Source organism: Streptomyces lydicus (assembly GCF_000717345.1).
Classification (GTDB): domain Bacteria; phylum Actinomycetota; class Actinomycetes; order Streptomycetales; family Streptomycetaceae; genus Streptomyces; species Streptomyces lydicus.
The window spans coordinates 12,669-39,313 of the sequence record NZ_JNZA01000051.1; the positions used below are offsets into that span (position 1 = coordinate 12,669).

General features: G+C 73.3%; 20 protein-coding genes. 8 read left to right on the forward strand and 12 right to left on the reverse strand.

Annotation, left to right across the window (positions count from 1 at the left end; all coding sequences use genetic code 11):
- Position 1 precedes the first annotated feature (1 nt).
- On the forward strand, positions 2 to 658 hold the full coding sequence (locus OO62_RS33245; protein WP_033271418.1) for an MBL fold metallo-hydrolase: 657 nt from the start codon (positions 2 to 4) through the stop codon (positions 656 to 658).
- 103 nt (positions 659 to 761) lie between these two features.
- Here the strand turns inward: OO62_RS33245 and OO62_RS33250 are convergent, their stop codons facing one another.
- From OO62_RS33250 to uvrB, 4 genes are all read right to left on the reverse strand, one after another.
- On the reverse strand, positions 762 to 1,748 hold the full coding sequence (locus OO62_RS33250) for a TerC family protein (protein WP_033271419.1): 987 nt from the start codon (positions 1,746 to 1,748) through the stop codon (positions 762 to 764).
- A gap of 245 nt (positions 1,749 to 1,993) precedes the next feature.
- Positions 1,994 to 4,108 carry a TerD family protein gene (locus tag OO62_RS33255; protein WP_033271420.1) on the reverse strand — a complete coding sequence of 705 codons (2,115 nt, stop codon included), beginning with the start codon at positions 4,106 to 4,108 and terminating at the stop codon, positions 1,994 to 1,996.
- Between the two features lie 178 nt (positions 4,109 to 4,286).
- Entirely contained in the window at positions 4,287 to 4,865 is a 579-nt protein-coding gene (locus OO62_RS33260; protein ID WP_033271421.1) for a TerD family protein, read from the reverse strand.
- 184 nt (positions 4,866 to 5,049) lie between these two features.
- Complete coding sequence (gene uvrB / locus OO62_RS33265; RefSeq protein WP_033271422.1) at positions 5,050 to 7,191, reverse strand: excinuclease ABC subunit UvrB; 2,142 nt, start codon at positions 7,189 to 7,191, stop codon at positions 5,050 to 5,052.
- A 673-nt stretch (positions 7,192 to 7,864) separates the two neighbouring features.
- Here uvrB and OO62_RS33270 point away from each other — a divergent pair.
- The 3 genes from OO62_RS33270 (at position 7,865) to OO62_RS33280 (ending at position 10,014) form a co-directional block, all read left to right on the forward strand.
- On the forward strand, positions 7,865 to 8,755 hold the full coding sequence (locus tag OO62_RS33270) for a glycerophosphodiester phosphodiesterase (protein WP_033271423.1): 891 nt from the start codon (positions 7,865 to 7,867) through the stop codon (positions 8,753 to 8,755).
- 92 nt (positions 8,756 to 8,847) lie between these two features.
- Positions 8,848 to 9,423 (forward strand): methylated-DNA--[protein]-cysteine S-methyltransferase, encoded by a 576-nt coding sequence (locus OO62_RS33275; protein ID WP_033271424.1) that lies wholly within the window; start codon positions 8,848 to 8,850, stop codon positions 9,421 to 9,423.
- A 48-nt stretch (positions 9,424 to 9,471) separates the two neighbouring features.
- Positions 9,472 to 10,014: a DUF1697 domain-containing protein gene (locus tag OO62_RS33280; RefSeq protein WP_033271425.1), complete on the forward strand. Its 543-nt coding sequence runs from the start codon at positions 9,472 to 9,474 to the stop codon at positions 10,012 to 10,014.
- Positions 10,015 to 10,035: 21 nt separating this feature from the next.
- On the opposite strand, the gene OO62_RS33285 is transcribed toward OO62_RS33280, so the two are convergent.
- On the reverse strand, positions 10,036 to 10,506 hold the full coding sequence (locus OO62_RS33285) for a type II toxin-antitoxin system PemK/MazF family toxin (RefSeq protein WP_033271435.1): 471 nt from the start codon (positions 10,504 to 10,506) through the stop codon (positions 10,036 to 10,038).
- A 138-nt stretch (positions 10,507 to 10,644) separates the two neighbouring features.
- On the opposite strand from OO62_RS33285, the gene OO62_RS33290 reads away from it, so the two are divergent.
- Positions 10,645 to 12,075, forward strand: a complete 1,431-nt coding sequence (locus tag OO62_RS33290) for a WGR domain-containing protein (RefSeq protein WP_033271426.1) — start codon at positions 10,645 to 10,647, stop codon at positions 12,073 to 12,075.
- Between the two features lie 19 nt (positions 12,076 to 12,094).
- Here OO62_RS33290 and OO62_RS33295 read toward each other — a convergent pair whose 3' ends face one another.
- The 3 genes from OO62_RS33295 to OO62_RS33305 all read right to left on the reverse strand — a co-directional run bounded on the left by OO62_RS33295 (position 12,095) and on the right by OO62_RS33305 (position 14,843).
- A complete protein-coding gene (locus OO62_RS33295; protein ID WP_033271427.1) occupies positions 12,095 to 12,733 on the reverse strand; it encodes a nucleoside/nucleotide kinase family protein in 639 nt (212 codons plus the stop codon).
- Positions 12,734 to 12,871: 138 nt separating this feature from the next.
- Positions 12,872 to 13,804 (reverse strand): IclR family transcriptional regulator domain-containing protein, encoded by a 933-nt coding sequence (locus tag OO62_RS33300; RefSeq protein ID WP_033271428.1) that lies wholly within the window; start codon positions 13,802 to 13,804, stop codon positions 12,872 to 12,874.
- Positions 13,805 to 13,898: 94 nt separating this feature from the next.
- The gene (locus OO62_RS33305) at positions 13,899 to 14,843 is read right to left on the reverse strand and encodes a quinone oxidoreductase family protein (protein ID WP_033271429.1); all 945 of its coding nucleotides are present in this window, start codon (positions 14,841 to 14,843) and stop codon (positions 13,899 to 13,901) included.
- Positions 14,844 to 15,566: 723 nt separating this feature from the next.
- Here OO62_RS33305 and OO62_RS33310 point away from each other — a divergent pair.
- Positions 15,567 to 17,141: an FAD-dependent monooxygenase gene (locus OO62_RS33310; protein ID WP_051733819.1), complete on the forward strand. Its 1,575-nt coding sequence runs from the start codon at positions 15,567 to 15,569 to the stop codon at positions 17,139 to 17,141.
- 89 nt (positions 17,142 to 17,230) lie between these two features.
- On the opposite strand, the gene OO62_RS41445 is transcribed toward OO62_RS33310, so the two are convergent.
- The 3 genes from OO62_RS41445 to OO62_RS33330 are packed head-to-tail and all read right to left on the reverse strand — an operon-like array spanning position 17,231 to position 23,447.
- The gene (locus OO62_RS41445) at positions 17,231 to 19,126 is read right to left on the reverse strand and encodes a helicase-associated domain-containing protein (protein WP_078617488.1); all 1,896 of its coding nucleotides are present in this window, start codon (positions 19,124 to 19,126) and stop codon (positions 17,231 to 17,233) included.
- A gap of 14 nt (positions 19,127 to 19,140) precedes the next feature.
- Positions 19,141 to 20,577, reverse strand: a complete 1,437-nt coding sequence (locus tag OO62_RS33325; protein WP_033271431.1) for an SWIM zinc finger family protein — start codon at positions 20,575 to 20,577, stop codon at positions 19,141 to 19,143.
- Entirely contained in the window at positions 20,574 to 23,447 is a 2,874-nt protein-coding gene (locus OO62_RS33330) for a DEAD/DEAH box helicase (protein WP_051733821.1), read from the reverse strand. The genes OO62_RS33325 and OO62_RS33330 overlap by 4 nt, the downstream gene beginning before the upstream one ends.
- Positions 23,448 to 23,879: 432 nt before the next feature.
- Between OO62_RS33330 and OO62_RS33335 the strand changes: the two genes are divergently transcribed.
- Entirely contained in the window at positions 23,880 to 25,433 is a 1,554-nt protein-coding gene (locus OO62_RS33335; RefSeq protein ID WP_051733822.1) for a UvrD-helicase domain-containing protein, read from the forward strand.
- A gap of 162 nt (positions 25,434 to 25,595) precedes the next feature.
- On the forward strand, positions 25,596 to 25,910 hold the full coding sequence (locus OO62_RS33340) for a DUF6343 family protein (protein WP_051733823.1): 315 nt from the start codon (positions 25,596 to 25,598) through the stop codon (positions 25,908 to 25,910).
- A 69-nt stretch (positions 25,911 to 25,979) separates the two neighbouring features.
- Here OO62_RS33340 and OO62_RS33345 read toward each other — a convergent pair whose 3' ends face one another.
- A complete protein-coding gene (locus OO62_RS33345; protein WP_033271432.1) occupies positions 25,980 to 26,372 on the reverse strand; it encodes a tetratricopeptide repeat protein in 393 nt (130 codons plus the stop codon).
- Positions 26,373 to 26,645: the final 273 nt, after the last annotated feature.

A 26,645-nucleotide genomic window follows, 5' to 3' on the forward strand; every position in this document is an offset into this window, starting at 1 on the left:
CATGGGCTACAGCGGAGCAGTCAAGGTCGGCGGAGCGGCCGACGTGCACGAACTGACCGACCTGATGATCTCGAAGGTCGCGGTCGGACGGATGGACAACAACGCCTATGTGCTGCGGTGCCGCGCGACCGATGAGCAGCTGCTGATCGACGCGGCGGCCGAACCCCACACCCTCCTCGCGCTGATCGGCGACAGCGGCATCACGTCCGTCGTCACCACGCACCAGCACGGCGACCACTGGGGCGCGCTGCGCGAGGTGGTCGACGCGACGGGCGCGCGGACGTACGCGGGCCGGTACGACGCCGAGGGGATCCCCGTCCCGACGGACGTACCGCTCGACGACGGCGACACCGTCACCGTCGGCCGGGTCGAGCTGACCGCGCGCCATCTGTCCGGGCACACCCCCGGCAGCATCGCGCTGGTCTACGACGACCCGCACGGCGCCCCGCACGTCTTCACCGGCGACTGCCTCTTCCCCGGCGGCATCGGCAACACCTGGGGCGACGCCGAGCGCTTCACGAGTCTGCTCGACGACGTGGAGACCAAGCTGTTCGGCGCCCTCCCCGACGAGACCTGGGTCTATCCGGGGCACGGGAACGACACCACGCTCGGCGCGGAGCGGCCGCACCTCGCGGAATGGCGCAAGCGCGGCTGGTGACGCGGACGGCTCCGGCGCGCGGGGCCCGAGAGCGGCGACGGCGCCCGCCCCCCTCCGTCGGGAGGGGAGGCGGGCGCCGTCGTGCGAGGCGGGGCGTGGGGCCTCAGGCGTCGATGTGCGTCCGGGGCTCCGCCGCGGCCGCGGCCTCCTGCTTCTTCGAGGCGCGCAGGCTGGTGATCGTCGTGACCACGAGCACCGCGCAGATGACGCCCAGCGAGACCGGAATGCTGATCTCCGGAACCGCCACCCCGGACTCGTGCAGGGCGTGCAGCACCAGCTTCACGCCGATGAAGCCCAGGATGACCGACAGGCCGTACGACAGGTGGACCAGCTTCTTGAGCAGCCCGCCGATCAGGAAGTACAGCTGCCGCAGGCCCATCAGGGCGAACGCGTTCGCGGTGAAGACGATGTACGGGTCCTGGGTGAGGCCGAAGATCGCCGGGATGGAGTCCAGCGCGAAGAGGACGTCGGTGGTGCCGATCGCCAGCATGACGATCAGCATCGGCGTCAGCAGGCGCCGGCCGTTCTCGACGACGAACAGCTTGGTGCCGTGGTAGGCGTCGGTCGACGGGAAGCGCTTCTCGACCAGCTTCAGGAAGCGGTTCTCCTCGAACTCCTCGTCCTCCTCCTCGGCCCGCGCCTCCTTGATCAGCTTCCACGCGGTCCAGATCAGGAACGCGCCGAAGAGGTAGAAGATCCAGGAGAAGTTGGCGATGATCGCGGCGCCGGCGCCGATGAACCCGGCCCGCAGCACCAGCGCGATCAGCACACCGACCATCAGCACCCGCTGCTGATAGATGGCCGGGACCGCGAACTTCGCCATGATCAGTACGAAGACGAAGAGGTTGTCCACGCTGAGGGACTTCTCGGTGATGAAGCCCGCGAAGAACTCACCGGCCGGCGCGGTGCCGCCGAAGAGCAGCAGCCCGAGTCCGAACAGCGCGGCGAGCGCGATCCAGACACCGGTCCAGATTCCGGCCTCCTTGAGGGAGACCTCATGGGGTTTGCGTCCGCCGATGAAGAAATCGGCGGCTATCAGGGCGCACAGACCAAGGATGGTCAGCACCCACAGGGTCAGGGAAACGTCCACTGCTCCTCCGGCAGAGTCGTACGGCACTCACAGCGTCGTCGCTGCCGGAGGTCTCTTCCGCCCCGTTCCGTCCGAGAGGGACGGGGCCGACGCCCCGGGATCTCGTCACACTCGCAATCCGTGATGACGGGTACGTCGCATCGGGAATACTCCCCTCCGCACAAAGAACCGTAAAGGAAGACCAAGTATTAGTAAAGGACTGGGCAAAGTCGCTGGTCAGAGCGATGTGGGGACCTGGATCGGCGCTACGACCGGCGCTCCCGGCGGGCCTCCGCGACGCGGGCCAGCACCTGGCGCACCACCTGACTGCCCCTGGGGGCGAGCGGCGGCTCGTAGGTCCAGGTGTGGCCCACCCAGGGGTCAACCAGGTGCGCGTCCGGCACCGGGGTGATCCGCAGCAGGGAGCGCCACAGCGGGTCCAGGACCGGGCCGTACTCCCGGGCCTGGGCACGGTCGGCGACCATCAGCAGATGCACCCCGACCGCGGGGCCCTCGTCGGCCAGATAGCGCAGCCGGGTCACGGCCCGGTCGTCGAAGCCGTGCGGGAAGTCATGGACGATCAGCAGCTGATCGGCGGTGTCCACATCGGGCGGGAGGGCGTCCGCGGCACGACTGCGGACGGCCATCTGGACGAGGTCCACCCGCCGGGTCAGCCCCTCCAGGACGGTGGCGACGCCCTGCGCCCCGGGCACCGGGGCGGCGGGCAGCACACCGGTCTCCAGGAGCGGCGCCAGCGCCGGCAGTGCCGTGCCGCCCGGGTCGATGACCTGGACCGCGAACTCACCCGCGGGATGGACCGCCAGCATGCGGGCGGCGAGCGCGACGGCGGTCTCCAGGGAGAGCCGGCGCAGTTCCGCCTCGTCCGGCGGTCCGTCGGTCAGCGCGCTGCCCAGCTCCCGGCGGGCGTAGGCGCGGTCGGGGTCCGGGCCCCTCCAGGCGTAGGTGTCGGGCCCGCAGTCGATCCACAGACCGCGCTCCAGCGGGAGCCTTACCAGCATCGGGATGCGCAGGTCCCGCACCTCCGGGAGGTGCAGATCGCCCAGGCGCAGCGCCATCGGGCGCTCCTGCGCGGAGCGGTGGGCCTGCCATACGGGGCTGTCCCACCGGGCGAAGGCGGGCGGCAGGGCGGGCTCGACCACCTCCGACTCGGCGGCGAGCTGGGCGAGGTCCCGGTCGAGGGCGGCGCGGGCCTGGGTGACGAGGGCGGCATGCTTGTCACGGGCGGTGGCGCGGGCGGCGTCGGCGGCCGTGCCGAGGCGGTTGCGCGGGTCGGAGAGCGCGGTGTCGAGCTCCTGCTCCAGGCGGGACTCCGCAAAGTCGAACGCGCTGCGGTACGCCGCGACCGACCGGGTCAGGTCCTCGAACATCCCCCAGACCTGGTTGTAGAGCCGCTCCTCCATGCTCCATCCGGCGGCGTCACCGGCCACCGGGAGCGAGGGGGCGGGTGGGGAGGCGGGGGAGACCGGGTCCCCGGGGGCGCCCACCGGGGGCGTGGGGGTTGCCGGGGCGGGGGTGGCGCGGCGCTTGGGGTGGCGGTAGTCGACGGGGGCGCCGGCGGGCGGGGCGGTCGAGGTGGCGCCTTCGGCCGTCGGCGCGGTGGGTCCCGGGCCGTGCGCGGAGGGGGCGTGTACGGACGGGCCGTGCTCAGCGGGGGCGTGTGCTGAGTGGCCGTCGGATGGCGCCGGGGGTGCTGCGGCGGCGCGGTCCGCGGCGGGCGGGGTGGTGGTGTCCGGGGCCGGGGGCTGCGGCGCGGCGTGTCCGTCGGGCCGGCTGGCCGCGGCCGGTGCGGGCGCCGGGACCGCCCGGGCGTGCCCGCGGCCGACCGCTTCCTCGATCTCCGCGGCCAGCTCCGCCGCTTGCGGCAACCCCTGGTCGCGCAGCAGCGCGGCGAGGCCGTCGGCGTACCCCTGGCCCACGGCGCGCACCTTCCAGGCGCCCGCTCTGCGGTACAGCTCGACGGCGACGACGGCGGATTCGGCGCCCAACCCGGTGAGGGTGTAGCCGGCCAGTCCCGTGCCGTCGAGGTCGGTGACCCGGACGGACGGCGGGGCGGCGGCGCCGAAGGTGGTCAGCGCGCCGATCCCGGTGGGCAGCGCCAACAGCACGCTCACCCGGTGGACGGCGTCCGGCAGCGCGCCGAGGTCCACCGCGAGCCGGTGCTCGGCCGCCGCCTGGCGGGGCACCTCGATGCCGGTGCGCCGGGGCGCCCCCGGATGGGCCACCGCCTCGGTGCCGGGGAGCCTGCCCTGTGCGTCGCCGAGCGTCACCGCGGCCACGACGGGGCCGCCCGCCGTGATCCGGATCTCCACCCGCGTCCGGTCCAGTGCGTGGTTCTGGCCCCGGACCAGCTCGGCCGTCATCGTCGTTCCCCCTGGTCGTGGTACGTCCCGGGCCGGCCCGGGCACAGGCCCGGACGCGGCGGCGCGGCCCGGGTGCGCGCTGCCACGACGGTGCGTACTGCGGACGCTCCGCCCTTCGCACAGTGCGTACCGCGGGCGGTGCGTCCTGCCTGCGGTGCGTACTGCCTGCGGTGCGTCCTTACAGGTGCGGCAGGATCGCCGGCACCAGGTCCTGGAAGGTCCGGCCGACAGAGGGCTCACCGATGGCGGTCATCTGCCAGCCGGTGGCCGTCCGGTGGACCTTCGACATGACCTGTGCGGTGTAGTCGCCGCCGCCCGTGAGGGTGTAGCGGGCCAGCTCCTCGCCGGTGGTCTCGTCGACCAGCCGGCAGAAGGCGTCCTGCACCTCGGCGAAGCTCTGGCCGGTGAAGGAGTTGACGGTGAAGACGATCTGGTCGATGTGCACCGGCACCCGCGCCAGGTCGACCAGGATCGCCTCGTCGTCGCCGCCCTGGCCCGCGCCGCCGACGAGGTTGTCACCGGTGTGCCGGACCGCGCCGTCGTCGCTGACCAGATGCTGGAAGAAGACGACGTCTATCGGTTGCCGGCCGGCGAAGAGCACCGCCGAGGCGTCGAGGTCGATCTCGTTGGTCCGCCTGCCGAACAGGCCGCGGCGCGGCGCCGAGCGCCACCCCAGCCCCATCCGCACCGCGGTCAGCGTCCCTCCGTCGGACTTCTGCAGGCTGATGCCCTGCCCCTTGGACAAATTGACCGACACGCGCCGTCCCCTCTCTGTACTGTCCCCGCCCAGCTCTCCGGCGGCCCCCTCGACCCTACGCACGACCGCGGGGCGCGGGCGCCCACGGCCCGCGTTTTGTGGCGTTTCTGAGACACCGGGCCGGGCGCGCCGCCGCGCCCGGCCCGGGGACCGCGCCCCGGCCCTCAACTCGCCCCGGTCCCCCTCACTTCACCCCGGCCTCCTTCATTTGCCGCAGCTCCTTCTTCAGCTCGCCCACCTCGTCGCGCAGCCGGGCGGCGATCTCGAACTGCAGCTCGGCCGCGGCGGCCCGCATCCGCTCCGTCATCTCCTCGATGAGCTCGGCCAGTTCGGCGGCCGGACGGTCCGTCAGCACCTCGCCCGCCTTGCCGCCCTTGCCCTTGGCGGCCTTGCCGGTGTGCGCGCCGAGCGACGGGACCGGCGCCTTGGCCTTGGCGTCCTTGGCGTCTCCGCCCTTGCGGTAGCCCGAGCCCAGCAGCTCCTGGGTGTCGATCTCCTCCCGGGCGATCGTGGCGACGATGTCGCCGATCTTCTTGCGGAGCGGCTGCGGGTCGATACCGCGTTCCTTGTTGTACGCCAGCTGCTTCTCCCGGCGCCGGTTGGTCTCCTCGATGGCCTTCTCCATCGCCGGGGTGACCTTGTCGGCGTACATGTGCACCTGCCCGGAGACGTTGCGCGCCGCGCGGCCGATCGTCTGGATGAGTGCCGAACCGGAGCGCAGGAAGCCCTCCTTGTCGGCGTCCAGAATGGCGACCAGGGAGACCTCCGGCAGGTCGAGGCCCTCACGCAGCAGGTTGATGCCCACCAGGACGTCGTACTCACCCGATCGCAGCTCCCGCAGCAGCTCCACCCGGCGCAGGGTGTCGACGTCGCTGTGCAGGTAGCGCACCTGGATGCCGAGTTCCAGGAAGTAGTCCGTGAGGTCCTCGGCCATCTTCTTGGTGAGCGTGGTGACCAGGATGCGCTCGTTCTTCTCGGTGCGGGTCCGGATCTCGTGCACCAGATCGTCGATCTGCCCGTCGGTGGGCTTGACCACCACCTCCGGGTCGACCAGGCCGGTCGGGCGGATGATCTGCTCCACGTAGCCGTCGCCCCGGGCGAGCTCGTACGGGCCGGGGGTCGCCGACAGATAGACGGTCTGACCGATGCGGCCCAGGAACTCCTCCCACTTCAGCGGCCGGTTGTCCAGGGCGGACGGCAGCCGGAAGCCGTGGTCGACCAGGGTGCGCTTACGGGAGGCGTCGCCCTCGTACATGGCACCGATCTGCGGGACGGTGACATGCGATTCGTCGATGACCAGGAGGAAGTCCTCCGGGAAGTAGTCGATGAGGGTGTTGGGCGCGGAGCCGGGCTCACGGCCGTCCATGTGCATGGAGTAGTTCTCGATGCCCGAGCAGGAGCCGATCTGCCGCATCATCTCGATGTCGTACGTCGTGCGCATCCGCAGCCGCTGGGCCTCCAGCAGCTTGCCCTGCTTCTCCAGGGTGGCGAGGCGGTCCACCAGCTCGGCCTCGATGCCGGCGATGGCCCGCTCCATCCGCTCCGGGCCGGCGATGTAGTGGCTGGCCGGGAAGATGTACAGCTGCTCGTCCTCGCTGATGACCTCGCCGGTGAGCGGGTGCAGCGTGGAGAGCGCCTCGATCTCGTCGCCGAACATCTCGATCCGTACGGCGAGCTCCTCGTACACCGGGAAGATCTCGATGGTGTCGCCGCGGACCCGGAAGGTGCCCCGGGTGAACGCCACGTCGTTGCGCGTGTACTGGATGTCGACGAAGCGGCGCAGCAGCTGGTCGCGGTCGATCTCGTCGCCGACCTTCAGGGGGACCATCCGGTCGACGTACTCCTGCGGCGTGCCCAGGCCGTAGATGCAGGACACCGAGGCGACCACCACGACGTCACGCCGGGTGAGCAGCGAGTTCGTCGCGGAGTGCCGCAGCCGCTCGACCTCCTCGTTGATCGAGGAGTCCTTCTCGATGTACGTATCGGACTGCGGGACGTACGCCTCGGGCTGGTAGTAGTCGTAGTAGGAGACGAAGTACTCGACGGCGTTGTTCGGCAGCAGCTCGCGGAATTCGTTGGCGAGCTGCGCCGCGAGGGTCTTGTTGGGCGCCATGACGAGCGTCGGGCGCTGCAGCTTCTCGATCATCCACGCGGTGGTCGCCGACTTGCCGGTACCGGTCGCGCCCAGCAGGACGACATCCTTCTCACCGCCGCGGATGCGCTTTTCCAGCTCGGCGATGGCCGCCGGCTGGTCGCCACTGGGCTGGAAGGGGCTGACGACCTCGAAGGGCGCCACCGAGCGTTCGATCTTTGATACGGGCCGCATGGGATCCACCGTACGACCCGCCACTGACAACCGGCGGGAAAAACCCTCTGACCTGCGGCTTCACCCGGCGGGGTCGGAAGCCCCGGACGCTCCGCGCGTGCTGCGGGACGGCCCGGCGGATGCTCCGGACCGCCCGGGCGGATCCGCCGGACGGCCGGGGGCCGGTCGGTCGGGGGCCGGTCGGCCGGAGCGCGCGGGACGGCCCGGGCAGCCGGGGGGTGACGTCCGGGACGGGGGCGCGGCGTGGTGCGGGCGGCCCAACCGCCGCACCTCCGCAAGATCGCCGGCACCGCCCCGGAACCGGCAGCCGGAACCCCGGCCCGCGAGCGCCGCACCCCCGCGTAGGGGCTGCCGCCGCAGCCCCTCCTGCTCCGACGGCTCGCCAAAACCGGTCAGAAGCACGAGGGGTGACGCATCATCGGTCAAGATGCGCGGACGCCGGGGCTCCGGCAAGTTGGACGGCATCGGAACGTACGTCTGTTGCACGGCTATTCCGGGCATCCTGCAACTGCGCGACGCTCCACACGGAAGACCGGCCATCCCTCGTTCAGCATTCGGCCACCGTACGACCGCCTCCCGCTACGGCCCGGCTGCGAGTCTCTGCCCGTCCGACCCCGGTTCACGTCACTTCACGTCAGCTCAGCTCACGCCCACGACGTCACGAGGAGTCCGTATGCGTATTCGCCCCGTCGCCACCGTGGTCGCCGGTGCGCTCATGGGTCTGTCCGCGCTCGTCCTCTCCCCCACCGCCGCCCAGGCCGCGCCGCACGGACGCACTCCGGAGACGGTCGCCCACCGGGGGGCCTCGTCGTACGCGCCCGAGAACACCCTCGCCTCCATCGATGCGGCAGCCCGGCTCGGCTTCGACTGGGTGGAGAACGACGTCCAGCGCACCAAGGACGGCGAGCTGGTCATCCTGCACGACAACTCGCTCGCCCGGACCACCAACGTGAAGAAGATCTTCCCGGACCGCTCCCCCTGGAACGTCTCGGACTTCACCCTCAAGGAGATCGAGAAGCTGGACGCGGGCAGCTGGTTCGGACCGAAGTTCGAAGGGGAGCGCGTACCGACCCTTGAGGACTACATGGACGAGGTCGAGGACAACGATCAGAGCCTGCTGATGGAGCTGAAGTCGCCGGAGCTCTACCCGGGCATCGAGCTGCAGACCCTCAGGGAGCTGCGCCGCGTCGGCTGGCTGGACCGGGACCACGTCAAGCACCGTCTGATCATCCAGAGCTTCAACGCCGACGCCATCAAGACCGTGCACGAACTCCGGCCGGACCTCAAGACGGGCTTCCTCGGCAATCCCTCGGTCGCCGACCTGCCGAAGTTCGCGAAGTACTGCGACCAGATCAATCCCGTGCACACGGCGGTCACCCCGCAGTACGTCGCCGCCGTCCACGCGTTGAAGGGGCCGCACCGGCAGCCGCTGGACCTGTACACCTGGACCGTCGACGACGCGGCCACCGCGGTGAAGGTCGCCGATCTGGGCGTGGACGGCATCATCACCAACAAGCCCGACGTGGTGCGCGCGGCGCTGAAGCGCCGCGACAACGGCGGCTGAGCACCGCGGCCGGCACGGCGCGGGGGCGGGGCAGGCGGCGGCACCGGGCCGTTCCCCGCCCCGTTGTCAGTGGTTCGTCCTACCCTGATCAGGTGACGCATTCCGAGCAGGTACCGGAGCCGGCGCCGGGGTCCGCGGGGCCCCGCGACTGGGCCTGGACGCGCCTGGAGACCCCGATCGGTCCGCTGCTCCTCGCCGCGACCCGGGACGGCCTGGCCCAGGTGGTCTTCCACGCCGACGAGCGGACGGCCCGGCGCGCGCTGAGCCGTCTGGAGCAGCGATTCGGCGGGCCGCCGGCCCCCGGGATACCTCATCTGCGGACGGCCGTCGCCGAGCTGACCGCCTACTTCTCCGGGGAGCTGCGGTCCTTCACCGTGCCGCTGGACTGGTCCCTGACCTCGGGTTTCAACGCCCGGGTGCTGCACGCCCTGGCGGACGACGTCCCCTACGGCAGTGTCGTCGGCTATCAGGACCTCGCGGACCGGGTCGGCGAGGTGGGCGCGGCCCGCGCGGTGGGCGCGGCGATGGGCTCCAATCCGCTGCCGGTCGTCGTCCCCTGTCACCGCGTGGTGGCCAGTGACGGCGGGATCGGCGGGTTCGGCGGCGGTCTGGAGACCAAACGCCTGCTGCTGGCCCTGGAAGGCGTGCTGCCCGCGCCGCTCTTCTGATCCCGACCGCCGTCCGGCCCCGTCGGGCCGGCTCCACGAAGGCATGCCATGTCCCGTCAGATCGCTCTGCTCCGCGGCATCAACGTCGGCGGCCACAACTCCTTCCCCAAGGCCAGACAGCTGGAGCTGGCCGGGAAGCTGGGCTTCCAGGACGTCTCCGTCCTGCTCCAGACCGGCAATATCGTCTTCGCCGACCCGGGCACGCCTCCGGAGGAGACGGCCCGGGTGCTGCACGAAGCGATCGGCGCCGAGCTCGGCCTCACGGTGCCGGTCGTCGTGCGGACCCGCGACGAGCTGGCCGCCGCGGTCGCCGCGAATCCGTTTCCGCAGGCCGTGCCGGAGCCCAAGAGCCTGCACGTGACGTTCCTGTCGGCGGTGCCGACCGACACCTCGCGGCTGGACGCGCTCGACGAGGCTGCGTTCGCGCCCGACCGGTTCCGGCTGATCGGGCGCGAACTGTATCTGTGGTGCCCGGGCGGCGTCGGCCGATCCAAGCTTGCCGACACGGTGAGCCGTGCCCCTCTCGGGGTGACGGCCACCGCCCGCAACTGGAACACCGTCACCAAGCTGCTGGCCCTGGCGGACGCCTGAGCCGGCCGGGCCCGGGGGCGGTCAGCGCCAGCCGTAGCGCTCCCGCAGCCGGTTGACCACCAGGTTGAAGCGGCCCCGGTCCAGTGCGCAGGCTTCGCGCCGCATCCCGGCCGGATGCACCCGCAGTATGCGGTCCACGGCCACCCACGAGTCGCGCCCGGCGCGGTCCCACGGGCCGGTCCCGAGGGGGACCCACTCGCGGTCGTTGTTGTGCCGCTTGCTGGACAGCTGCACGGCCAGCAGTGTGCCCCCCGGCTCCCGGGCGACGACCAGCACCGGCCGGTCCTTGCCCCGGCCGTCGTTCTCCTCGTAGGGGACCCAGGTCCAGACGATCTCGCCCGGGTCCGGGTCGCCGTCCGGGTCGGGCGCGTAGGTCGTCCGGACGGTGCCGACGGACCGCGGGTGGGCTTCCACGGTCGCGCCGGGCCCCTGGCTGCCGGGCAGCGGGGCGGCTGTTTCAACGGAGTCGGATGCGTTCGGTGAAGTCGTCACGCCCACACGCTAACTGCCGCCGTGAGCAGGGCGGACAGCGGTCCGGGTGAGGCGCTCCACGGCCCGTTGTCAGTGGTGCGCCGTACGGTTTTCAACAGCGGGGGACGGCCGTCGGGGCCGCCCGGGGAGGGGAGACCCATGTCCGAGACCACCACGTATCTGGAACTGTCACAAGACGGCGGCGGGGCGCACAAGTTCTACGAGGTGACGGTGCGGGACACGGACGTCTCGGTGCGCTACGGCCGCATCGGCGCGGACGGGCAGCGGCAGCTCTCCTCCTTCCCGACGCGCGAGAAGGCGCAGGCCGCGGCCGCCCGGAAGATCGGCGAGAAGGTCCGCAAGGGCTATGCGCCGGCGGTGCCGGGAGGGCGCGCCGCCCGCGCGGTGACACGACGTCAGGTCACCTCCGCGCCGTCGACGGCCCGCGCGGTGGCCCCCGTGCTGTGGCGGTTCCGCACGGGCGCCTCCGCGTTCGGCATCCACATCGCCGAGGACCGCTGCTGGGTCGGCAATCAGAACGGCGAGGTCCACACACTCGGCCACGACGGCGAGGTGCTGGCGCGCTATCAGCTGCCCGCCGGCGTCAAGTGCCTGGTGGCGGACGACTTCTGGATCTACGCCGGCTGCGACGACGGCACGGTCTACGACCTGTCGTCGAAACTCCCCTTCGCCGCCTACGACATCGCGCCCGACGTCGACATCTTCTGGCTGGACATCCGCGAGGGCGTCCTCAACGTCGCCGACCGCGCCGGCGGGCTGACCGTCATCGACCACGAGGACGAGTTCCAGTGGTCGCGGCGCAGCCCGGGCGAGCACGCCTGGATGGTGCGGCGGGACGAACACGCCGTCTACCACGGCCACCGCCGCGGTGTGACCGCCTATCGTGCCGACGGCAGCGGCGAGTTGTGGCACACCCCCACCACGGGCGCGGTGCTGTTCGGCTGGCAGGAGGACGACGCGGTGTACGCCGGCACCGACCGGCGGGTCGTCCAGCGGCTGGCGAAATCCGGTGGCGCCGTGGAGGCCACCTACCGGTGCGACACGGTCGTCTACTCCTGCGCCACGGCGCCCGGCGGCCGCTATGTGTTCGCCGGCGACTCGGCCTCCTCGGTGTACTGCTTCGCCGCCGACGGCACCCGTCTGTGGAAGCTCGGCACCGGCGGCGGCTCGGCGCTGTCGATGCAGTATCTGGACGAGAAGCTGTACATGGTCACCACCGACGGGTCGCTGGTCTGTGTCGACGCGAGCGAAGCGGCCGTCGCCGCGGCCCGGTCGGGCTCGGTTCCGGTGGCCCGGGACGTGAAGTCGGCTGCCGCGCTGCCCACTTACACCCCGTCGGCGACGGTGCAGACGGTGCCGGCCGCGGCGGCGTCCGGGGTCGTGGTGGAGTGCGTCCAGGAAGGCGGCCGGCTGCGGGTGCACGTGCTCTCCGACGGCTACGAGCCGTCCTGGAACGTCCAGTTCCCGCGCCACATACGCCGGGCCGGTGTGCGGTACGTCGTCGATGACCTGTCGGCGTCCTCGGGCGGGTTCTACCGCGTCCGGGGCGAGATCCGGCAGCTCGTCTGAGCCCTGGGGAGCCCGGCGGTCAGACGGGTCCGCTCCAGGCGGGCCGGCGCGGATCGTCGGCCCGGACGACGACGTCCGCGGCCTCCTCGGGCCGGGTCTCGGCCTCGTAGCGCGCGAAGGCGGGCAGCGTCCAGCGCTCGCCCTCGGGGGTGCGGCGGGCCAGCGCGGCCGGCGACAGCTTCAGGTGGACGGAGAGATCGAAAGGGAACCAGTGTCCGAGCAGGAACGGGCCGTGCAGCAGCAGGATCCCGCCGGGCGGCAGCGTCACGTACGCGCTGCGGGTGGCGCGGTCCGTGGCCGGATCCCACAGGTCCGGGAGCACCCGCCCGCTGCCGCCCGGGTCCAGCGGCTGGAACACCTCGCGCCAGAGCGCCTGCCGGTCGAACCACTCGTCGTGGAAGGCGTCGGGGTCCTCCCGGCCGTGTTCGAGCCGCACGGAGGCGGGCCGCAGAAAGCCGAACGTGCCGGCCCGGTGCACCGCCCGCCCGCGGACCCGCAGCGCCTCGGCGAGCCGCCCGGCCAGGTCACCGGGCGCGGCGGCCGGCGCCCCGTCGACGGCGATCCGCAGCCAGCTGCTCCCGTCCTTCGGCGTCGTCGCGGTGATGCGCTCGGCGAGCGCGTCGGTGAGCCGTTCCCAGGTGATCGCTTCGAGCCGCACCCGGCCATTGTGCACGGCGGGGGCACGCGAGGCGCGGCGCGCCAGCCGGCGGGCAGCCCGCCCGCCCCATCCGGGTCGTCGTCGTCCCGGGCCGCCGGTCCCCCCGGTGCGTCACCGAGGGGTGCCGGTCCGCGCGGTTCAATCCCGGCCGACGTCCGGCCGCGCGGCTCCGTAGCGGCTCAGCTCGGCCGCCGCCTCCTTCGTCGCCTCGATGACGTTGTCGGGGGCCACCGGCATCACGGACTTGAGCTTGAGCAGCAGAACGGCGCCCATGATGGAGCCGTCCCACATGATCGGCGCCGCGCAGGAGTTCCAGCCGGCCATGCACTCCTCGTAGCCGAGCGCGTGGCCGAGGTCGCGGACCTCCGCGAGGGACTCGACCAGCGCGTCGTTGTCCCGGTAGACACCCGGCCCCGCCTGGTCCGGTACGGGCTCGGCCAGCACCCGCTGCTGGAGGACCTCCGGCAGGTAGGCCAGGATCGTCCGCCCGGAGGCGCCGGTGCGCAGCGAACGCGTCACGGACAGCACGTCGCGCGGGGTCATGCCCAGCTCCGCGAGGTCGGAGTCGCCGACGGCCATGTCGACGCACTGTCGCTGGGCGCCGGAGAACGGCGCCACCATGTAGAGGAACGCCAGCCCGCCGTCGGTGGCGGTCCGCAGGTCGCGGAGCACCGACTGTGCGCCGTCGAGACGGTGGTCGAGCGCGGTGAAGGCCAGTTGCGCGGCCGAGGTCCGCAGCCGGTACAGGCCGCGGTCCACCCGCTCGAAGATCCGCTGGTAGATCCCGGACTGCAGGATGCGGTAGACGACCGAGTCGTCCAGGCCGGTGAACTCGGCGATCTCACCGGGCCCGTGGGCGGAGCCGCCGAGTTCGGCGAAGGCCGTCTGGACGAGGAAGACCCGTTCGGCATGGCCGGATCCGGAGGCCCGGGAGCTGGCGGCCGGCGCCTTCTTCGTCATCCGGCGCGTGCTCCCGGGGCGGCCCGGGGTGGCCGGCGCCGCGGTGCCCGAAGCGGAGGCGGGCGCGGCGGCCGGGGCCGGCGCTCCCGATGCTGTGGTGCTGTTGCCCATCGTGTGCTCTCCCCTGGCAGTGTTCCGCGCCCGCAGGCGCACGGCGTGTGACGTACGAGCCGTTGTGCCCGTGCGGCGTTCCGGACTACCGGACTTATCGGGTGACGTCGAGGGCGAGTTTCCCGGTTCCGGTGCGGGCGGCCAGCTCGCGGTGGGCCCGCGCCGCGTCCCCGAGCGGGTGGACGGCCCCGGTCAGCGGCGTGAGGGAACCGTCCTCGACCGCGTCGAACAGCGCCTTCATGGAGGTCGGCAGGGCCGTGCGGTCCGCGTAGAGCTGCGGCAGCCAGAAGCCCGAGACGGTGAGCGACTTCTCCATCAGGTCCCGGGTCGGCACGCTCGCCAGGTCGCCGCCGGCGAAGCCGTAGACGGCGAGCCGGCCGCGCGGTGCAACGGCGGCGAGGGTGCGCGCGAAGGTGGCGCCGCCGGTCATCTCCAGCGCCGCCTCGACCGGGCCGCCCGCCGCGTCCAGGATGCGCTCCGTCAGGTCGTCGGCGGTCGAGTCGACGACGGCGTGGGCGCCCAACTCCTGTGCCAGCTTGCGCTTCTCCGCGGAGCCGGCCAGGCCGATGACCCGGGCGCCGGCCCGCGCGGCGAGCTGGACGGCCAGCGAGCCCACCCCGCCCGCCGCGGCGGGCACCACGACGGTCTCGCCCTCGGTGATCCGCAGCGAGGTGAACAGCAGGTGCCAGGCGCTGTTTCCCTGCAACGCCAGCGCGACGGCCTGTTCGTCGCTGACGGCGTCGGGCACGTCCCAGGTGACCCGGCGGTGCAGCAGCGTCCGCTCCGCGTATCCGCCGCCGCGGCACAGCCCGACGACCCGCCGGCCACCGTCCACGGTCCCCACGACCTCGTTGCCCGGTACGTACGGAAGCTCGACGGGCGCGAGGTAGGAGTCCCCGCGGGCGTGTACATCCGCGTAGTTGACGCCGGCCAGGGTCACGTCGACCAGCATGTGACCGCCGCGGGGCCCGGGTTCGGGCACGTCCTCGAGCCGCAGCACGTCCGGGCCGCCGAACTCTCGCATCACAATCGCGCGCACGACTCTCCCTCGGGTTCTCCGGTGCGGTGCCCGCACAGGGTAGGCACGACATCGCCAGGACCGGGGGTTTCCGATCATTTCGCGCCAACCATGCGCCGATTCGGACGCCACCGTCCGTCACGTCACGAGAATTTCACGCCGGCTTTCTCACCTCGCGAGAAACGAGCCAAGCGTTTTCCACCCATTACGACGTTTTACTTCAGATCTACCCATCGGTATTCCCCGGGTGGCTCTCACACATCCCTCGCTCAAACCTGGCTACCGGATGTGATCGCTGCCGCCTACGATCCCGAATTGTGTCCGCCGTTGACCATAGGTAACGGCCGCGTCCCCAGGGGCAGAGCGCGCTCCGCGAGGCAGTTGCGCCCGCCCGCCGCACCCGGTGATACGGGCGGGTGTCGGAGGACGGGGCCGCTCCCGGGGCAGCACGGGCACGGCCTGAGGGGGAATCATGATGGGGAGATCGGGGGGCGGCAGGCCGGCCTGTGCGCCGGCCTGCCGGGACCCACAACGAGCATTACCGCTTCCACCGGCACCTCTGCGCATCCTGCGGACCGCATCCGCGTCCCTGCCGTCCTCGGTGACGGCCTCGTTCACGGCCGCCGCCGATGCCGTCCTCGCCGCCGCGCGCCGACATTCCCGACCGTACGCGGAACCGCCCTTCCTGGACGTGTCCCGCTCCCGCCGGGAGACCGTGCTCCGCCGCCGAGAAAGGGACTGTCCATGACCGCATCGAGCAGTACGAGCAGCAGCGGGCTGCAGTTCACCCACCCCTATCTGGCGGTGGTCCTCGGCGGCGGCTTCACGGGCATGCTCGCCGCCGCCGCGCTGGCCGGGCACGCCGACGTCATCATCGTCGAGCGGGAGAAGCTGCCGCGCACCCCCGCCCTGCCGACGGACCTGCCGCACGCCCGGCACGCCCATCTGCTGGCCGCGGACGGCGCCCGGCTGGTCGACGCCCTGCTGCCCGGCAGCCTCGACGGCTGGCTGGCCGAGGGCGCTCGCCGGGTGCCGGTACCGGCGGAACTCGCCGTCCGCTCGCCGCAGGGCTGGTTACGCCGGCGCCGCCCGCCGTATCTGGTCGCCTGCTCCCGAGATCTGCTCGACCGGGTCGCGCGCCAACGGGTGACGGTCCTGCCCGGGGTGAGCGTCCTGGACGGCACCGAGGCGGAGGAGCTGACCGGCACCGCCGAACACGTCACGGGTGTGCGGGTCAGGGACACCACGACGGGCGCGACGCGCCGGCTGGACGCCGACCTGGTCGTCGACGCCACCGGCCGGCACTCCACCACCCAGGACCGGTTGCGGGCGCTGGGCCTGCCCACCGCCTGCGAGGACCTCGCCGACTGCGGCATCGTCTCGGCCACCCGCCTGTTCCGTGCTCCCGACGGTGTCGAGAACCACCCGGTGCTGATTTCCCGTTCGGGCTCCTCCGGGCTGATTCCGGGCCGTGCCGCTCCCGGCACGCCCGCTCGCTGGCTCCCCGACCGGACGGCGACGCTGGTCCCGGTAGAGGGCGGACGCTGGCTGGTCACGCTGACCGGCACCGGGGACGCCCGGCCCACCCAACACGCGGGCCGGTTCGTGCCGTTCGCCCGCCGGACGGGCGACCCCGCCCTCGCCGATCTCCTTGCGGGCGCCGAGCCGCTGAGCGAGGTACGGCTGTCCCGCAGCACGGTCAACCGCCGTCGGCGGTTCGACCGACTTCCCTGCTGGCCCTCCGGGTTCATCGCGCTCGGCGGCGCCGTCGTGTCGCTCAGCCCCGACTTCGGCCAGGGCCTGTCGGTCGCCGCGCACGGCGCGACCGCACTGCGCGAGGCGGTGCGCCGGCACGGGCTGGACGATCCGGCGCTCGCCCGGAAGGTGCAGCGCGCGATCGGCAGCATCGCCCAGGAACCCTGGTCCGTGGCCACCGGCGAGGCCCTCGGCTCCCCTGCCGCCGGCCGCCGGGCCGTCTGCCGGGCCTACGCCGATGTCGTCACCGCGGCCGCCCGTACGGCGCCCTTCGTGCACTCCTCGGCCGCGCTCAACCTGCTCCGCGGCCGAGCGGCGCGGGTCCGCCCGGCGGCGGACGGCGCACCGGGCTGGGAGGCGGCGCCGATATCCGTCCCGCCGCATCCGGCCGCCACGGCCGGTCCCCCGCCGGCCGGCGCCCCGCGGTCTCCCGCGGCGGCCGGCGCCCCCGCCCTCTCGGCGCTGCCCGCCGCTTCCCGGCGCTTTCCCCGGCCGCTCGGCTTCGGGCCGACGGCCCTGCGGCGCATCGGCGGCGCGCACCGGAGGAAACCGGCCGACGACTGAGGGCCGCGGCGGCCGGCCCCGCCAACGCCTTCCCCTCGCGAACGGCCGGCCGCCCCTGGGGACCACGGGCCGCCCGCCCCGCCTACGGGTCATCCGCCGCCGGTCGCGGCGGCTTCCCCGGGCTGCGGTGTGAGCCCCAGGAGGCGGCGTGCGAGGGCCAGCGGGGCCTGCGGATCGCGGGTGGGGGCGGGGGCGGTCGTGCGGTGGGCGGGGAGGCGTTCGACGGTGGTGGTACCGGTGTCGGATTCCAGCGCGGGGGCGTAGCCCGCGGCGCGCAGGGCGTCCAGGGTGGCGGCCGGCGGGCGGCCGCTGACCAGGACGGTCGGGGCGATGACGCGCAGGGCGAGGTCGCCCAGGGCGCGGTGTGCGGCCAGTTCCTTGACGAGGGTTTCGTCGTCGGAACGGATGCAGCACGCGGCGGGCAGCACCCGCATCCGGCCGTGGGCGCGGGCGGCGTCCTGGACGAGGTAACGCAGCGGCTGCGGCAGGGCGCCGGTGGTCGAGGCGCGGGTGAGGTCGTCGAGGAGGGTGCCGGCGGTGTGCCCGGTGTCCAGCGCGTGGCGTACCGAGGCGGGGGTGAAACGCCAGGTGACGGCGTGCTCCTCGGATTCCCGGTCGGCGGCGGAGCTGAGCAGTGCGGCGAGCGCGGCGGTGGGGCGGCCTGGCACCACGGCGGTCAGATCGGCCTGGAAGTGGGCCTGTTCGAGCAGCGGTGGGAGCAGGTCGGCGAGCGGCTCGTCGAGGGAGTGCGGGTCGGTGAGCAGCGCCCGGCCGAGCGGGGTGAGCGTGCCGTGGGCGACCAGCCCCAGGTAGGCCGCTTCGTCGAGGGTGTGGGCGGCGCGGTCCTCGGCCATGGGCTGGGCGGTGACGGCGAGCGGACGGTGCCAGTCCGCTGCCCGCAGGAGACCGGGCGGCACGGTGCCGGGGGCCGGGGTCGCGAGGGGCGCGCCGGCCGCGGGGGGCACGGTCGCCAGTGTGGCGAGGAGGGCGTGCCGGAGGGCGGGGGCGTGCCGGTCGTGGCCGCGGACCAGTGCGGTGGGCGTCTCCCCGAACGGGGTGTGGGTGGGGATGGCCCACAGGGCGGACCAGGCCGTGAGGAGGGGGGCGAGGCGCTGCCCGGGCGGGCGGGCCAGCCAGTCGTCGTAGGCGCCGGTGGGCAGGGCGGTGATGCCGGCCGGGGTGCGGGTCAGCGCGATCAGGCCGGCGGCGAGGGCGAGGTCGAGGAGGAGGCGGGTCTGCGGTTCACCGGCGCCGGCCGCCTTGGCCAGCCGTTTGATCTCCCGTACGGCCAGGCCGCCGGACTTGCGCAGTGCCGCGGGCTGCGTCGCCAGGGAGGCCAGCAGGCGATCCGCGGTCGCGGCGAGGGTCGCCGCGGCGGCCCGGGACTCGTCGTGCGGTGAGGTCGCGGAGACCGCCGAAACGGGTGTCGCCGCGCCGGCGGGGTCGTCCGGGACGGGGCGGGGGGCTTCGGCGAGGAACGGGCCGAAGTCGTGGGCGGCGAGGAGCTGGGGGGTGCGGGGCGGGACGACGACGGCGCCGTCCTCGGTGGGGGCGGCGAGGGCGTCGTCGTAGAGGGCGCGCAGGGCGCTTTCGGCGGCGTCGCGCGCGGCCCCGGTGGCTTCCAGGGCGGCGAGGACGTCCTCGGGCGGGACGGGGGCGGTGGCCAGCTGGGCGAAGGACAGCCGGTGCGCCATCAGGGACTGGTAGTCGGCGCCCGGGGCGGGCGCTGCGGGGCCGGGGGCGTCCTGCGCGGCGCGCTCCTGGCTGATGCGGGCGGTGGTGGCGAGCACCTTGAGGCGCGGGTGGTCGACGTGCAGCACCAGGTGGTGGAGGGTTTCGTAGGACCACAATGCGCTTGCCAGGCCGCGGAGTTCGGTGGGCGCGGGCCGGCGGGCGAGCGGCTCGGCGTGCCGGGTGAGGAGTGCGGCGAGCTGCTCGGGGGTGCGCCGGGCGAGGGACCGGGTGAGTGTGTCGAGACCTTCCACGGAGGCGAGGTTAGTCATCGTGCGAGGAGGGTGGTGAGAGCGCCTACGGGGTCGGGGTCGGCGGGGCCGGTGGGCCACCAGTCGTCGGTGCCGGGCTCGGCCTCGTAGGGGTACCAGCGGTTGTCGTGGCCGAAGCGGAGCTGGATGCCGCGCTCGGGGTCGGTGAGGTGGTTGTGGCGGGGGCGCAGGGCGGGGAGGTCGGCGGCGAGGAGGGCGCTGCGGGCCCGGTCGAAGTCGCCGGCCGGTGGGTTCCAGGTGGTGTCGAGGAGGGTGAGTCCTTCGGGTCCGCCTTGCCGCCAGGCCGCCACGGAGCGGGCGACGTCGGTGGGTGCGCGGCCGGTCGCCGCCGCGAGGTCGCGGTAGAGGGCGCGGGTGGCGGAGGTCAGTCCGGCGGTGGGGTGGGCAGTGGCGGCCAGGCGGACGGCGTCCTCCCACGGGGGCAGGTCCGGGAAGGGGCTGCGGCGGGCGGAGGCACCGCCGGGGTGGGCGGGTGCTGCGGCGGACAGGCAGGCGTGGGCGCGGTCCGCGGCGTCGGCGGCCAGGAAGGTGAGGGTCTCGGGGTCGAACGGGAGCCCGTCGCCGTCGGGCAGGACGGGCGGGCGGCCGGCCTGTGCGGGCAGCGGCACGGGCGGCGGGAGCGGCGGCCGTGGCCGGTCGGCCAGGGCGGCACGGGCGAGCACACCGGGGCCGGTCGCCTCCGGTTGTGCCGCGGCGTCCTGCGGTGCCGTGGCCGGGTCCGCTGCGTCCCCCTCCCCGGCGGCCGCCGAAGCGGGCCCCCGGGGGCTGCCTGTGGGCGGGGCCGTGTCGCGGCGGGTGTGCGCGCGGGCTTCGCGGGCGGTCAGGGCGGCGTTGCGGCGGGAGAGTTCGTCGAGGAGTTCGCGTTCGCCGCGGCCACGCATCAGCAGCAGGACGAACGGGTCGGCGTCCAGCAGGCGGGCCACCTGGAAGCAGAGTGCGGCGGCGTGCTTGCACGGTCTGCCGTTGTCGGGGCACGAGCACCGGGGGACGAGGTCTCCCGGTCCCGGCAGGAGGCGCACGTCGCTGTCGGCCAGCGCGCTGGGCAGCTTCTTGGCCAACAGGGCGGCGAGCTGCGCGGGTTCCGCAGCGATCGCGTCCAGGAGGGTGTCCCATTCCTGGTCGCTGAGGGTGCGGAGGCGGATTTCGGCGCTGTACGGGCGGGGCCTGCTGCCGCGTACGGTGGCGATGACGCGACCCGGGGTGACGTTGATGGTGTCGACGTGGCCGTCGCGGGCGTAGGTGCGGCCGCGGGCGAGCCGGGCGCTGTCGAGGGCGGTGGTCTCCAGCGCGTCCAGCCAGGCGCTCCCCCACCACGAGGCGGCAAACAGGCCGCGGGCGCCGGTCCGGGCCGGCAGCGGCGGGAAGGTACGCGACCGGTCGGCCGCGGCGGCGTGCGCGGGGGTACGGCGGCCGGACGGGGTACGAGGAGTCATCCGGCCCTCCTGAGGGAGACGAGATCGGCAAGTTCGGCATCGGACAGTTCGGTGAGCGCGGTCTCTCCCCCGGACAGCACGGCGTCGGCCAGCGCCCGTTTGGCACCGAGGAGCTGGGCGATGTTGTCCTCGACGGTGCCTTCGGCGATCAGCCGGTGGACCTGGACGGGCTGGGTCTGGCCGATGCGGTAGGCGCGGTCGGTGGCCTGTTCCTCCACCGCCGGGTTCCACCAGCGGTCGTAGTGGATCACGTGGCCGGCGCGGGTGAGGTTCAGCCCGGTGCCGGCCGCCTTGAGGGAGAGCAGGAAGACCGGGGCCTGTCCGGACTGGAAGCGGTCGACCATCTTCTCCCGTTCGGCGACGGGGGTACCGCCGTGCAGCAGCTGGGTGGGGATGCCGCGCGCGGCGAGGTGCTTCTCCAGCAGCCGCGCCATCCCCACGTACTGGGTGAAGACCAGCGTCGCGCCGCCCTCGGCGAGGATGGTGTCCAGGAGTTCGTCGAGGAGTTCGAGCTTCCCGGAGCGGGCGGCCAGGCCCGGTGCGGCCTCCTTGAGGTACTGCGCGGGGTGGTTGCAGATCTGCTTGAGGGCGGTGAGCAGCTTCATGACCAGGCCGCGGCGCGCCATGCCTTCGGCTGCCTCGATCCGGGCGAGGGTTTCGCGGACGACAGCCTGGTACAGCGCGGCCTGTTCGCGCCCCAGCGCCACCGGGTGGTCGGTCTCGGTCTTCGGCGGAAGCTCGGGAGCGATCCCGGGGTCGGACTTCTTGCGGCGCAGGATGAACGGACGCACCAGCCTGGCCAGCCGTTCGGCGGCCTCCGGGTCCTCGCCGCCTTCGACCTCCCGGGCGTGCAGCGCGCGGAACGTCTTGAGCGGGCCGAGGAGTCCGGGGGTCGTCCAGTCCAACAGGGCCCACAGCTCGGAGAGGTTGTTCTCCACGGGCGTGCCGGTGAGGGCGATCCGCGCGGGGGCCTTGAGGCCGCGCAGTGCCTTGGCGGTCGAGGAGCGCGGGTTCTTCACGTGCTGGGCCTCGTCGGCGACCACCCAGGCCCAACGCCGCGCGGCCAGTTGGGTGGCGCTGCTGCGCATCGTGCCGTAGGTGGTCAGGACGAACCCGCCGTCCAGGTCGTCGAGGCTGCGGCCGGCACCGTGGTACCGCCGTACGGGCGTGCCGGGGGCGAACCGCTCGATCTCGCGCTGCCAGTTGCCGAGGAGGGAGGCGGGGCACACCACGAGAACCGGTTCGGTGGGCCGCCGGTGCAGGTGGAGCGCGATGACGGTGATCGTCTTGCCCAGCCCCATGTCGTCGGCGAGGCAGCCGCCCAGGCCGAGGGACGTCATGGTGTCGAGCCAGGCCATGCCGCGCAGTTGGTAGTCGCGGAGCGTCGCACGCAGTCCGGGGGGCTGGGGTACCGGGGCCGCTTCCGTGGTGAGCCGGGCGCGCAGCGCGGCGAGCGCCCCGAGGGGCACCACCTCGACCTGCTCGCCGTCGACCTCCGCGGTGCCGTTGAGCGTCGCGGCGAGGGCGTCGACCGGCTCCAGATAGCCCAGTTCGCGCTTACGGGCCTTACGAACGAGCCCGGGGTCGACCAGGACCCACTGGTCGCGCAGCCGGACCACCGGCCGGTGCGCCTCGGCGAGGGCGTCCATCTCCGCCTCCGTCAGCGGCGCCCCGTCCATCGCGACCTGCCAGCGGAACTGGAGCAGTTCACGCGTGTCGAAGAAGCCGAACCCGTCGGCCGCCGAGCCCGGCGCCGGGCGCAGCACCGCCGACGCGGTCAGGCCGCGGGCCAGCTCCTTGGGCCAGTGGACAGCCACCCCGGCGGCGCCCAGCCGGGGGGCGGCCTCCCCCAGCAGCTCGTACAACTCGTCCTCGCCGAGCGGCAGTACGTCGGGCACCGGCCGGTCCAGCAGGCGGGTGAGAGGGTCCCAGACGCGGGCGGCGCGGCGCAGGGCCAGGAGGGTGTCGACGCGGGAGCGCGGCCCGAAGTGGTCGGAGCCCTCGCCCTCCCACAGGGCGCTGGCGTCGGTGACCAGGGTGGGGTCGGTGAGGCTGTGCACCTGCAGGACGGCGGCCGCGGCGCGGCGGTCGTCGGCCTCGCCCGCCCGGTGCTCCTCGCGGGAGTCGAAGAGCTGGTGCGGCGCGAGGTCGAGGCGCAGGGAGAGCCGTACGCCGGCGTCGACACCGGCCGCGACCTCCGCGGCCCATTCCCGCGCCCGGGGAAGGCGCTGCGGCTCGCTCGCGGCGAACGGGGCGCCGGCGACGAGCCCGGCGGCCGGTGTGCGGGGCAGCGCGTCGACGACCGCGTCCACGAAGAGCCGGACCAGGGCCGCAGGGTCGTGGAGTTGGAGCGGGCGGCTGCCGGTGAGCGGCACCGGGTACGCCTCCGCGGGCATGGCGGCGGCGATGGCACGCAGGTGCGCGATGTCTTCGGGGTCGAGGGGACCGGCGCGCCACGCGTCGGCGTCGTCGGCGGTCAGCCCCGGCAGCAGTCTGCCGCGCGCGGCGAGGTGCAGGGCGTGGTGGGTCGCGGCTCCCCAGCACGCGGCCGCCGGGTCGGCGGCCGGGTCGTGTCGGGCCCGGAGCAGCAGCGGGACGGCCTCGGCCAGCGGAAGCAGCAGCGCCGGCACCGTACGGCTGCGGGCGCCGTTGCCGTGCCGTCGCGCGACGGTCAGCCGCGCCGGTTCCGCGCCGCCGCCCACCTGCGGTGCCCCTGCCGCGCTCCCCGTGCTCCCGGCGTCGGGAAGCGGCCCGCCGTCGGGCCGCCAGAGGCCGATCTTGCCGGCGCGGGGCGGCTGGGCGGGGAGGAAGGCCACGGCACAGCGGACCGCGGCGTCGGCGGTCTCCCCGCCGTCCCACTGCCCGGTCATACCGTCGTCCCCTGCCCTCTGTTCCGTCGTCCGTCGGTCTCGCCGCCCCGGCCGGGCCTGCCGCACCCGGCCCGCCGGTCCGCGCCCGACCTGCGAGTCTACGGCCGTATGCACGGCCTCTCCCGCGCCTCCCGAGCCCCCTGCATCGCCTCCGCCTCCCCGTGTCTCTCCGTTGCCGCGTCTCTGCCATGCCTGCGTATCCGCCATGTCCGCGTCGCCGGGTCGCTCCGGCGACGCCGCAGCGGCTTCGCGTGATGTCGATGGAAGCAGACGGCACTGACAACGCCTCCCCGCCGGCGCTTTCCGCCGCGCACAGCACCGGAGTTATCCACAGGCCACGAAAAAACTTCTCGCACTCAGCACGCGATCGATTACATTCAGTGACACATTCACTCTCAGTAACCACCCAACGTCAGCAAGGAGACACACGCCATGCACACCCCCCACCGACCCCGCCCCCGGCCCCAGCCCCTTGCACCTGCCCACGCCCACCACCCCACCCCCGAACAGCACGCCGCGGCAGAGGCTTTCTCGAACGGCTCGCATCTGGTGATCCAGGCCGGCGCCGGGACAGGAAAGACCACGACGCTCGCGATGCTCGCGCACTCCGCACGACGCCAGGGCCGGCTCGGTCGATATATCGCCTTCAACAGGGCGGTCGCCCGCCACGCCGCCCGGCGGTTCCCCGCCGAGGTCGCCTGCACCACCGCACACGCCCTCGCCTACACCGCCGTCGGCAGGAGATACCAGGCACGGATGAATGCCCCTCGGCAAGCAGGCTGGCGCACAGGCGCGGCCCTGGGCATCGACGACGGCATGTGCGTGCGCATCGGCCCACGGAAGGTCAACAACAAGGCGCTGTCTTCCACCGTCCTGCGCACGGTGACCCGCTTCTGCCAGTCGGCCGACAGGGAGATCGCCGCCCACCACGTCCCGCCCCTGCGCGGAGCCGAATCCGCCCCACTGCACACCCAGCTCACCGGCCTCGTCCTTCCCTACGCCCGCAAAGCGTGGGAGGACCTCCAGCATCCGGATCACGGCGCGATCCGCTTCGAGCACGACCACTACCTGAAGATGTGGGCGCTGAGCGACCCGCTCATCCCGGCGGACTTCCTGCTCCTCGACGAGGCGCAGGACACCAACCCCGTGGTCGAGCAGGTCTTCACGGCTCAGCGCGACCACGCGCAGCTGGTGCTGGTCGGGGACTCCGCACAAGCCATCTACGGGTGGCGCGGTGCGCGTGACGTCATGACCGGCTTCGACGGCCGCCAGCTCAGCCTCTCCCGGTCCTTCCGTTTCGGCCCCGCGCTGGCCGCCGAGGCGAACCGCTGGTTGCAGATCGTCGACGCGCCGATCCGGCTGACCGGTTCACCGTCCCTGCGCACGGAGTTACGCGGCACCCGGACCCCGGAGGCGATCCTGTGCCGGACGAACGCGGGAGCGATGGTCGAGGTGATACGGCAGCTGGACGCCGGCCGCCGGGTGGCCCTCGCAGGCGGCGGCGCGTCACTGAGCGCCCTCGCACGGGCCGCACACGCCCTGGAGCACGGACGCCGCGCCGCCCACCCCGAGCTGACGCTCTTCGCGAGCTGGGCGGAGCTACGCGAATACGCCGAGTGCGATCCGGCGGGACGTGATCTCCTGCCCCTGGTGGAACTCGTCGATGAGCACGGCTCGCAGGCCCTTCTGCCGGCGCTCGACCGTCTCGCTCCCGAGGAATCCGCCGAGGTGACGGTCTCCACGGCGCATCGGGCCAAGGGCCGGGAATGGGCGAGCGTACGCATCGCAGACGACTTCACCGCCCCCGATGATCTCGACGAGCGCGACGAGGACGGAGCCCCCGTCCCCGGGCCGATCGACCTCGACGAGGCCCGCCTGGCCTACGTCGCGGTGACCCGCGCCCACTCCCTGCTCGACATCGGCGGCCTGTCCTGGATCAACACCCACCCCGCAGGCGACCCCCGCCCCACCGAAGCGAAGCCCTGAGAACCCGCCCAGGGCAAGCACAGCAAGCACAGCGCCCCGACACAGACACGACGATCAGAACGAGGAGAAAACACGCTGCAGAAATCACCCGGCTGAAAGGCGCAGCGGACAGGTGACTGCTTGGTCACCGGGGAGCATGCTGGAAGGAGGAGATGGGTGCCGATGCGTACGGGAGATGAGCCTGTTCACGCGCGCAGCCCGCTGAGAATCCGCTGCGGGCTGGCGCTCTGGGGCCTGCTGTGGGCCGTCGCCGGAGCCGTGGCCTTCGTGAACGTCGGGCGGCCGGAATGGGCCGCGGCCTGTGCCGCGCTGGCCATGGTGGCGGCCACGGACCTGGTCCTGGTGATCCGCCATATTCACCAGGGACCGCACTACCAGCCCGGCAGGAAAATACCGCCGTACGCACCCGACCGAGGCCGGAACGAGGCGTACGGCATACGCAAGAACACCGGCCACGGGCGCGGCACCGGGCCGTAGGACCACGAGAGCACACTGGGCCCCAGCACGAAGGGCCGGGGACAGTTGGCTCGGTCCGCAGAGGCTGCCTCAGGGGTGCTGGTCACCGTCGTCTGCGTCATCGCGGGCGAAGCGTGCGGCCTGAAGGAACTCCGGCCGCGGTTCGAGGGCCGCTGCCAGCCGGAAGTGGCGCAGCGCTTCCTCAGGCCGGTTGGCACGCTCCAGGGTGCGGCCCAGCGCGAAGTGGGCGAAGGCGTTGTCCGGCTCACGCTCCAGCACGATCTGGAATTCGAGTTCAGCAGGTCGTAGTTGGGCGGCCAGGAAGAAGGCACGCGCGCGGAGCAGCCGGGCCGCGGTGTTCTCGGGGTGTGCGGTGATGACCGAGTCCAGCAGCTGGATCGCACCGCGCGGATCGCGGGCTGCCAACAGCTGCTCCGCGGCGCGGAAGTCGATGACATGCGTCTCGGGGCTGCTCTCGGGCACGGCCTGCTCCTCTCGGTCACCGTCGCATCTGCCGGCGCCACAGCCATCGGGGCATGCGTCAGCGACGGACCGTCGTACGGCGTTACCTGGGGCCACAACAAACCCTTCGGTCGCGGCATTCCCCGGCCGGCGCAGCCTCAACCGGGCCCGGCCCACGAGCCCGTGAACCGCCCCCGGCGGACCGGGCGCGCTCGGCCGGCGAGGGCAAGCCAAGCCCATGAGCCGGCGAGAGAGGCAAGCGTGAACGTGGAGGCGGTGGGGGCGGGGCGGGAG

Excerpts from the sequence above, each read along its gene's own strand:
- OO62_RS33325 (WP_033271431.1), bottom strand. The coding sequence starts at position 20,577 with ATGACTCCTCGTACCCCGTCCGGCCGCCGTACCCCCGCGCACGCCGCC.
- OO62_RS33245 (WP_033271418.1), top strand. The coding sequence starts at position 2 with ATGGGCTACAGCGGAGCAGTCAAGGTCGGCGGAGCGGCCGACGTGCAC.
- uvrB (WP_033271422.1), bottom strand. The coding sequence starts at position 7,191 with ATGCGGCCCGTATCAAAGATCGAACGCTCGGTGGCGCCCTTCGAGGTC.
- OO62_RS33255 (WP_033271420.1), bottom strand. The coding sequence starts at position 4,108 with ATGACGGCCGAGCTGGTCCGGGGCCAGAACCACGCACTGGACCGGACG.
- OO62_RS33290 (WP_033271426.1), top strand. The coding sequence starts at position 10,645 with ATGTCCGAGACCACCACGTATCTGGAACTGTCACAAGACGGCGGCGGG.
- OO62_RS33340 (WP_051733823.1), top strand. The coding sequence starts at position 25,596 with ATGCGTACGGGAGATGAGCCTGTTCACGCGCGCAGCCCGCTGAGAATC.
- OO62_RS33300 (WP_033271428.1), bottom strand. The coding sequence starts at position 13,804 with ATGGGCAACAGCACCACAGCATCGGGAGCGCCGGCCCCGGCCGCCGCG.
- OO62_RS33310 (WP_051733819.1), top strand. The coding sequence starts at position 15,567 with ATGACCGCATCGAGCAGTACGAGCAGCAGCGGGCTGCAGTTCACCCAC.
- OO62_RS33280 (WP_033271425.1), top strand. The coding sequence starts at position 9,472 with ATGTCCCGTCAGATCGCTCTGCTCCGCGGCATCAACGTCGGCGGCCAC.
- OO62_RS33270 (WP_033271423.1), top strand. The coding sequence starts at position 7,865 with ATGCGTATTCGCCCCGTCGCCACCGTGGTCGCCGGTGCGCTCATGGGT.
- OO62_RS33330 (WP_051733821.1), bottom strand. The coding sequence starts at position 23,447 with ATGACCGGGCAGTGGGACGGCGGGGAGACCGCCGACGCCGCGGTCCGC.
- OO62_RS33335 (WP_051733822.1), top strand. The coding sequence starts at position 23,880 with ATGCACACCCCCCACCGACCCCGCCCCCGGCCCCAGCCCCTTGCACCT.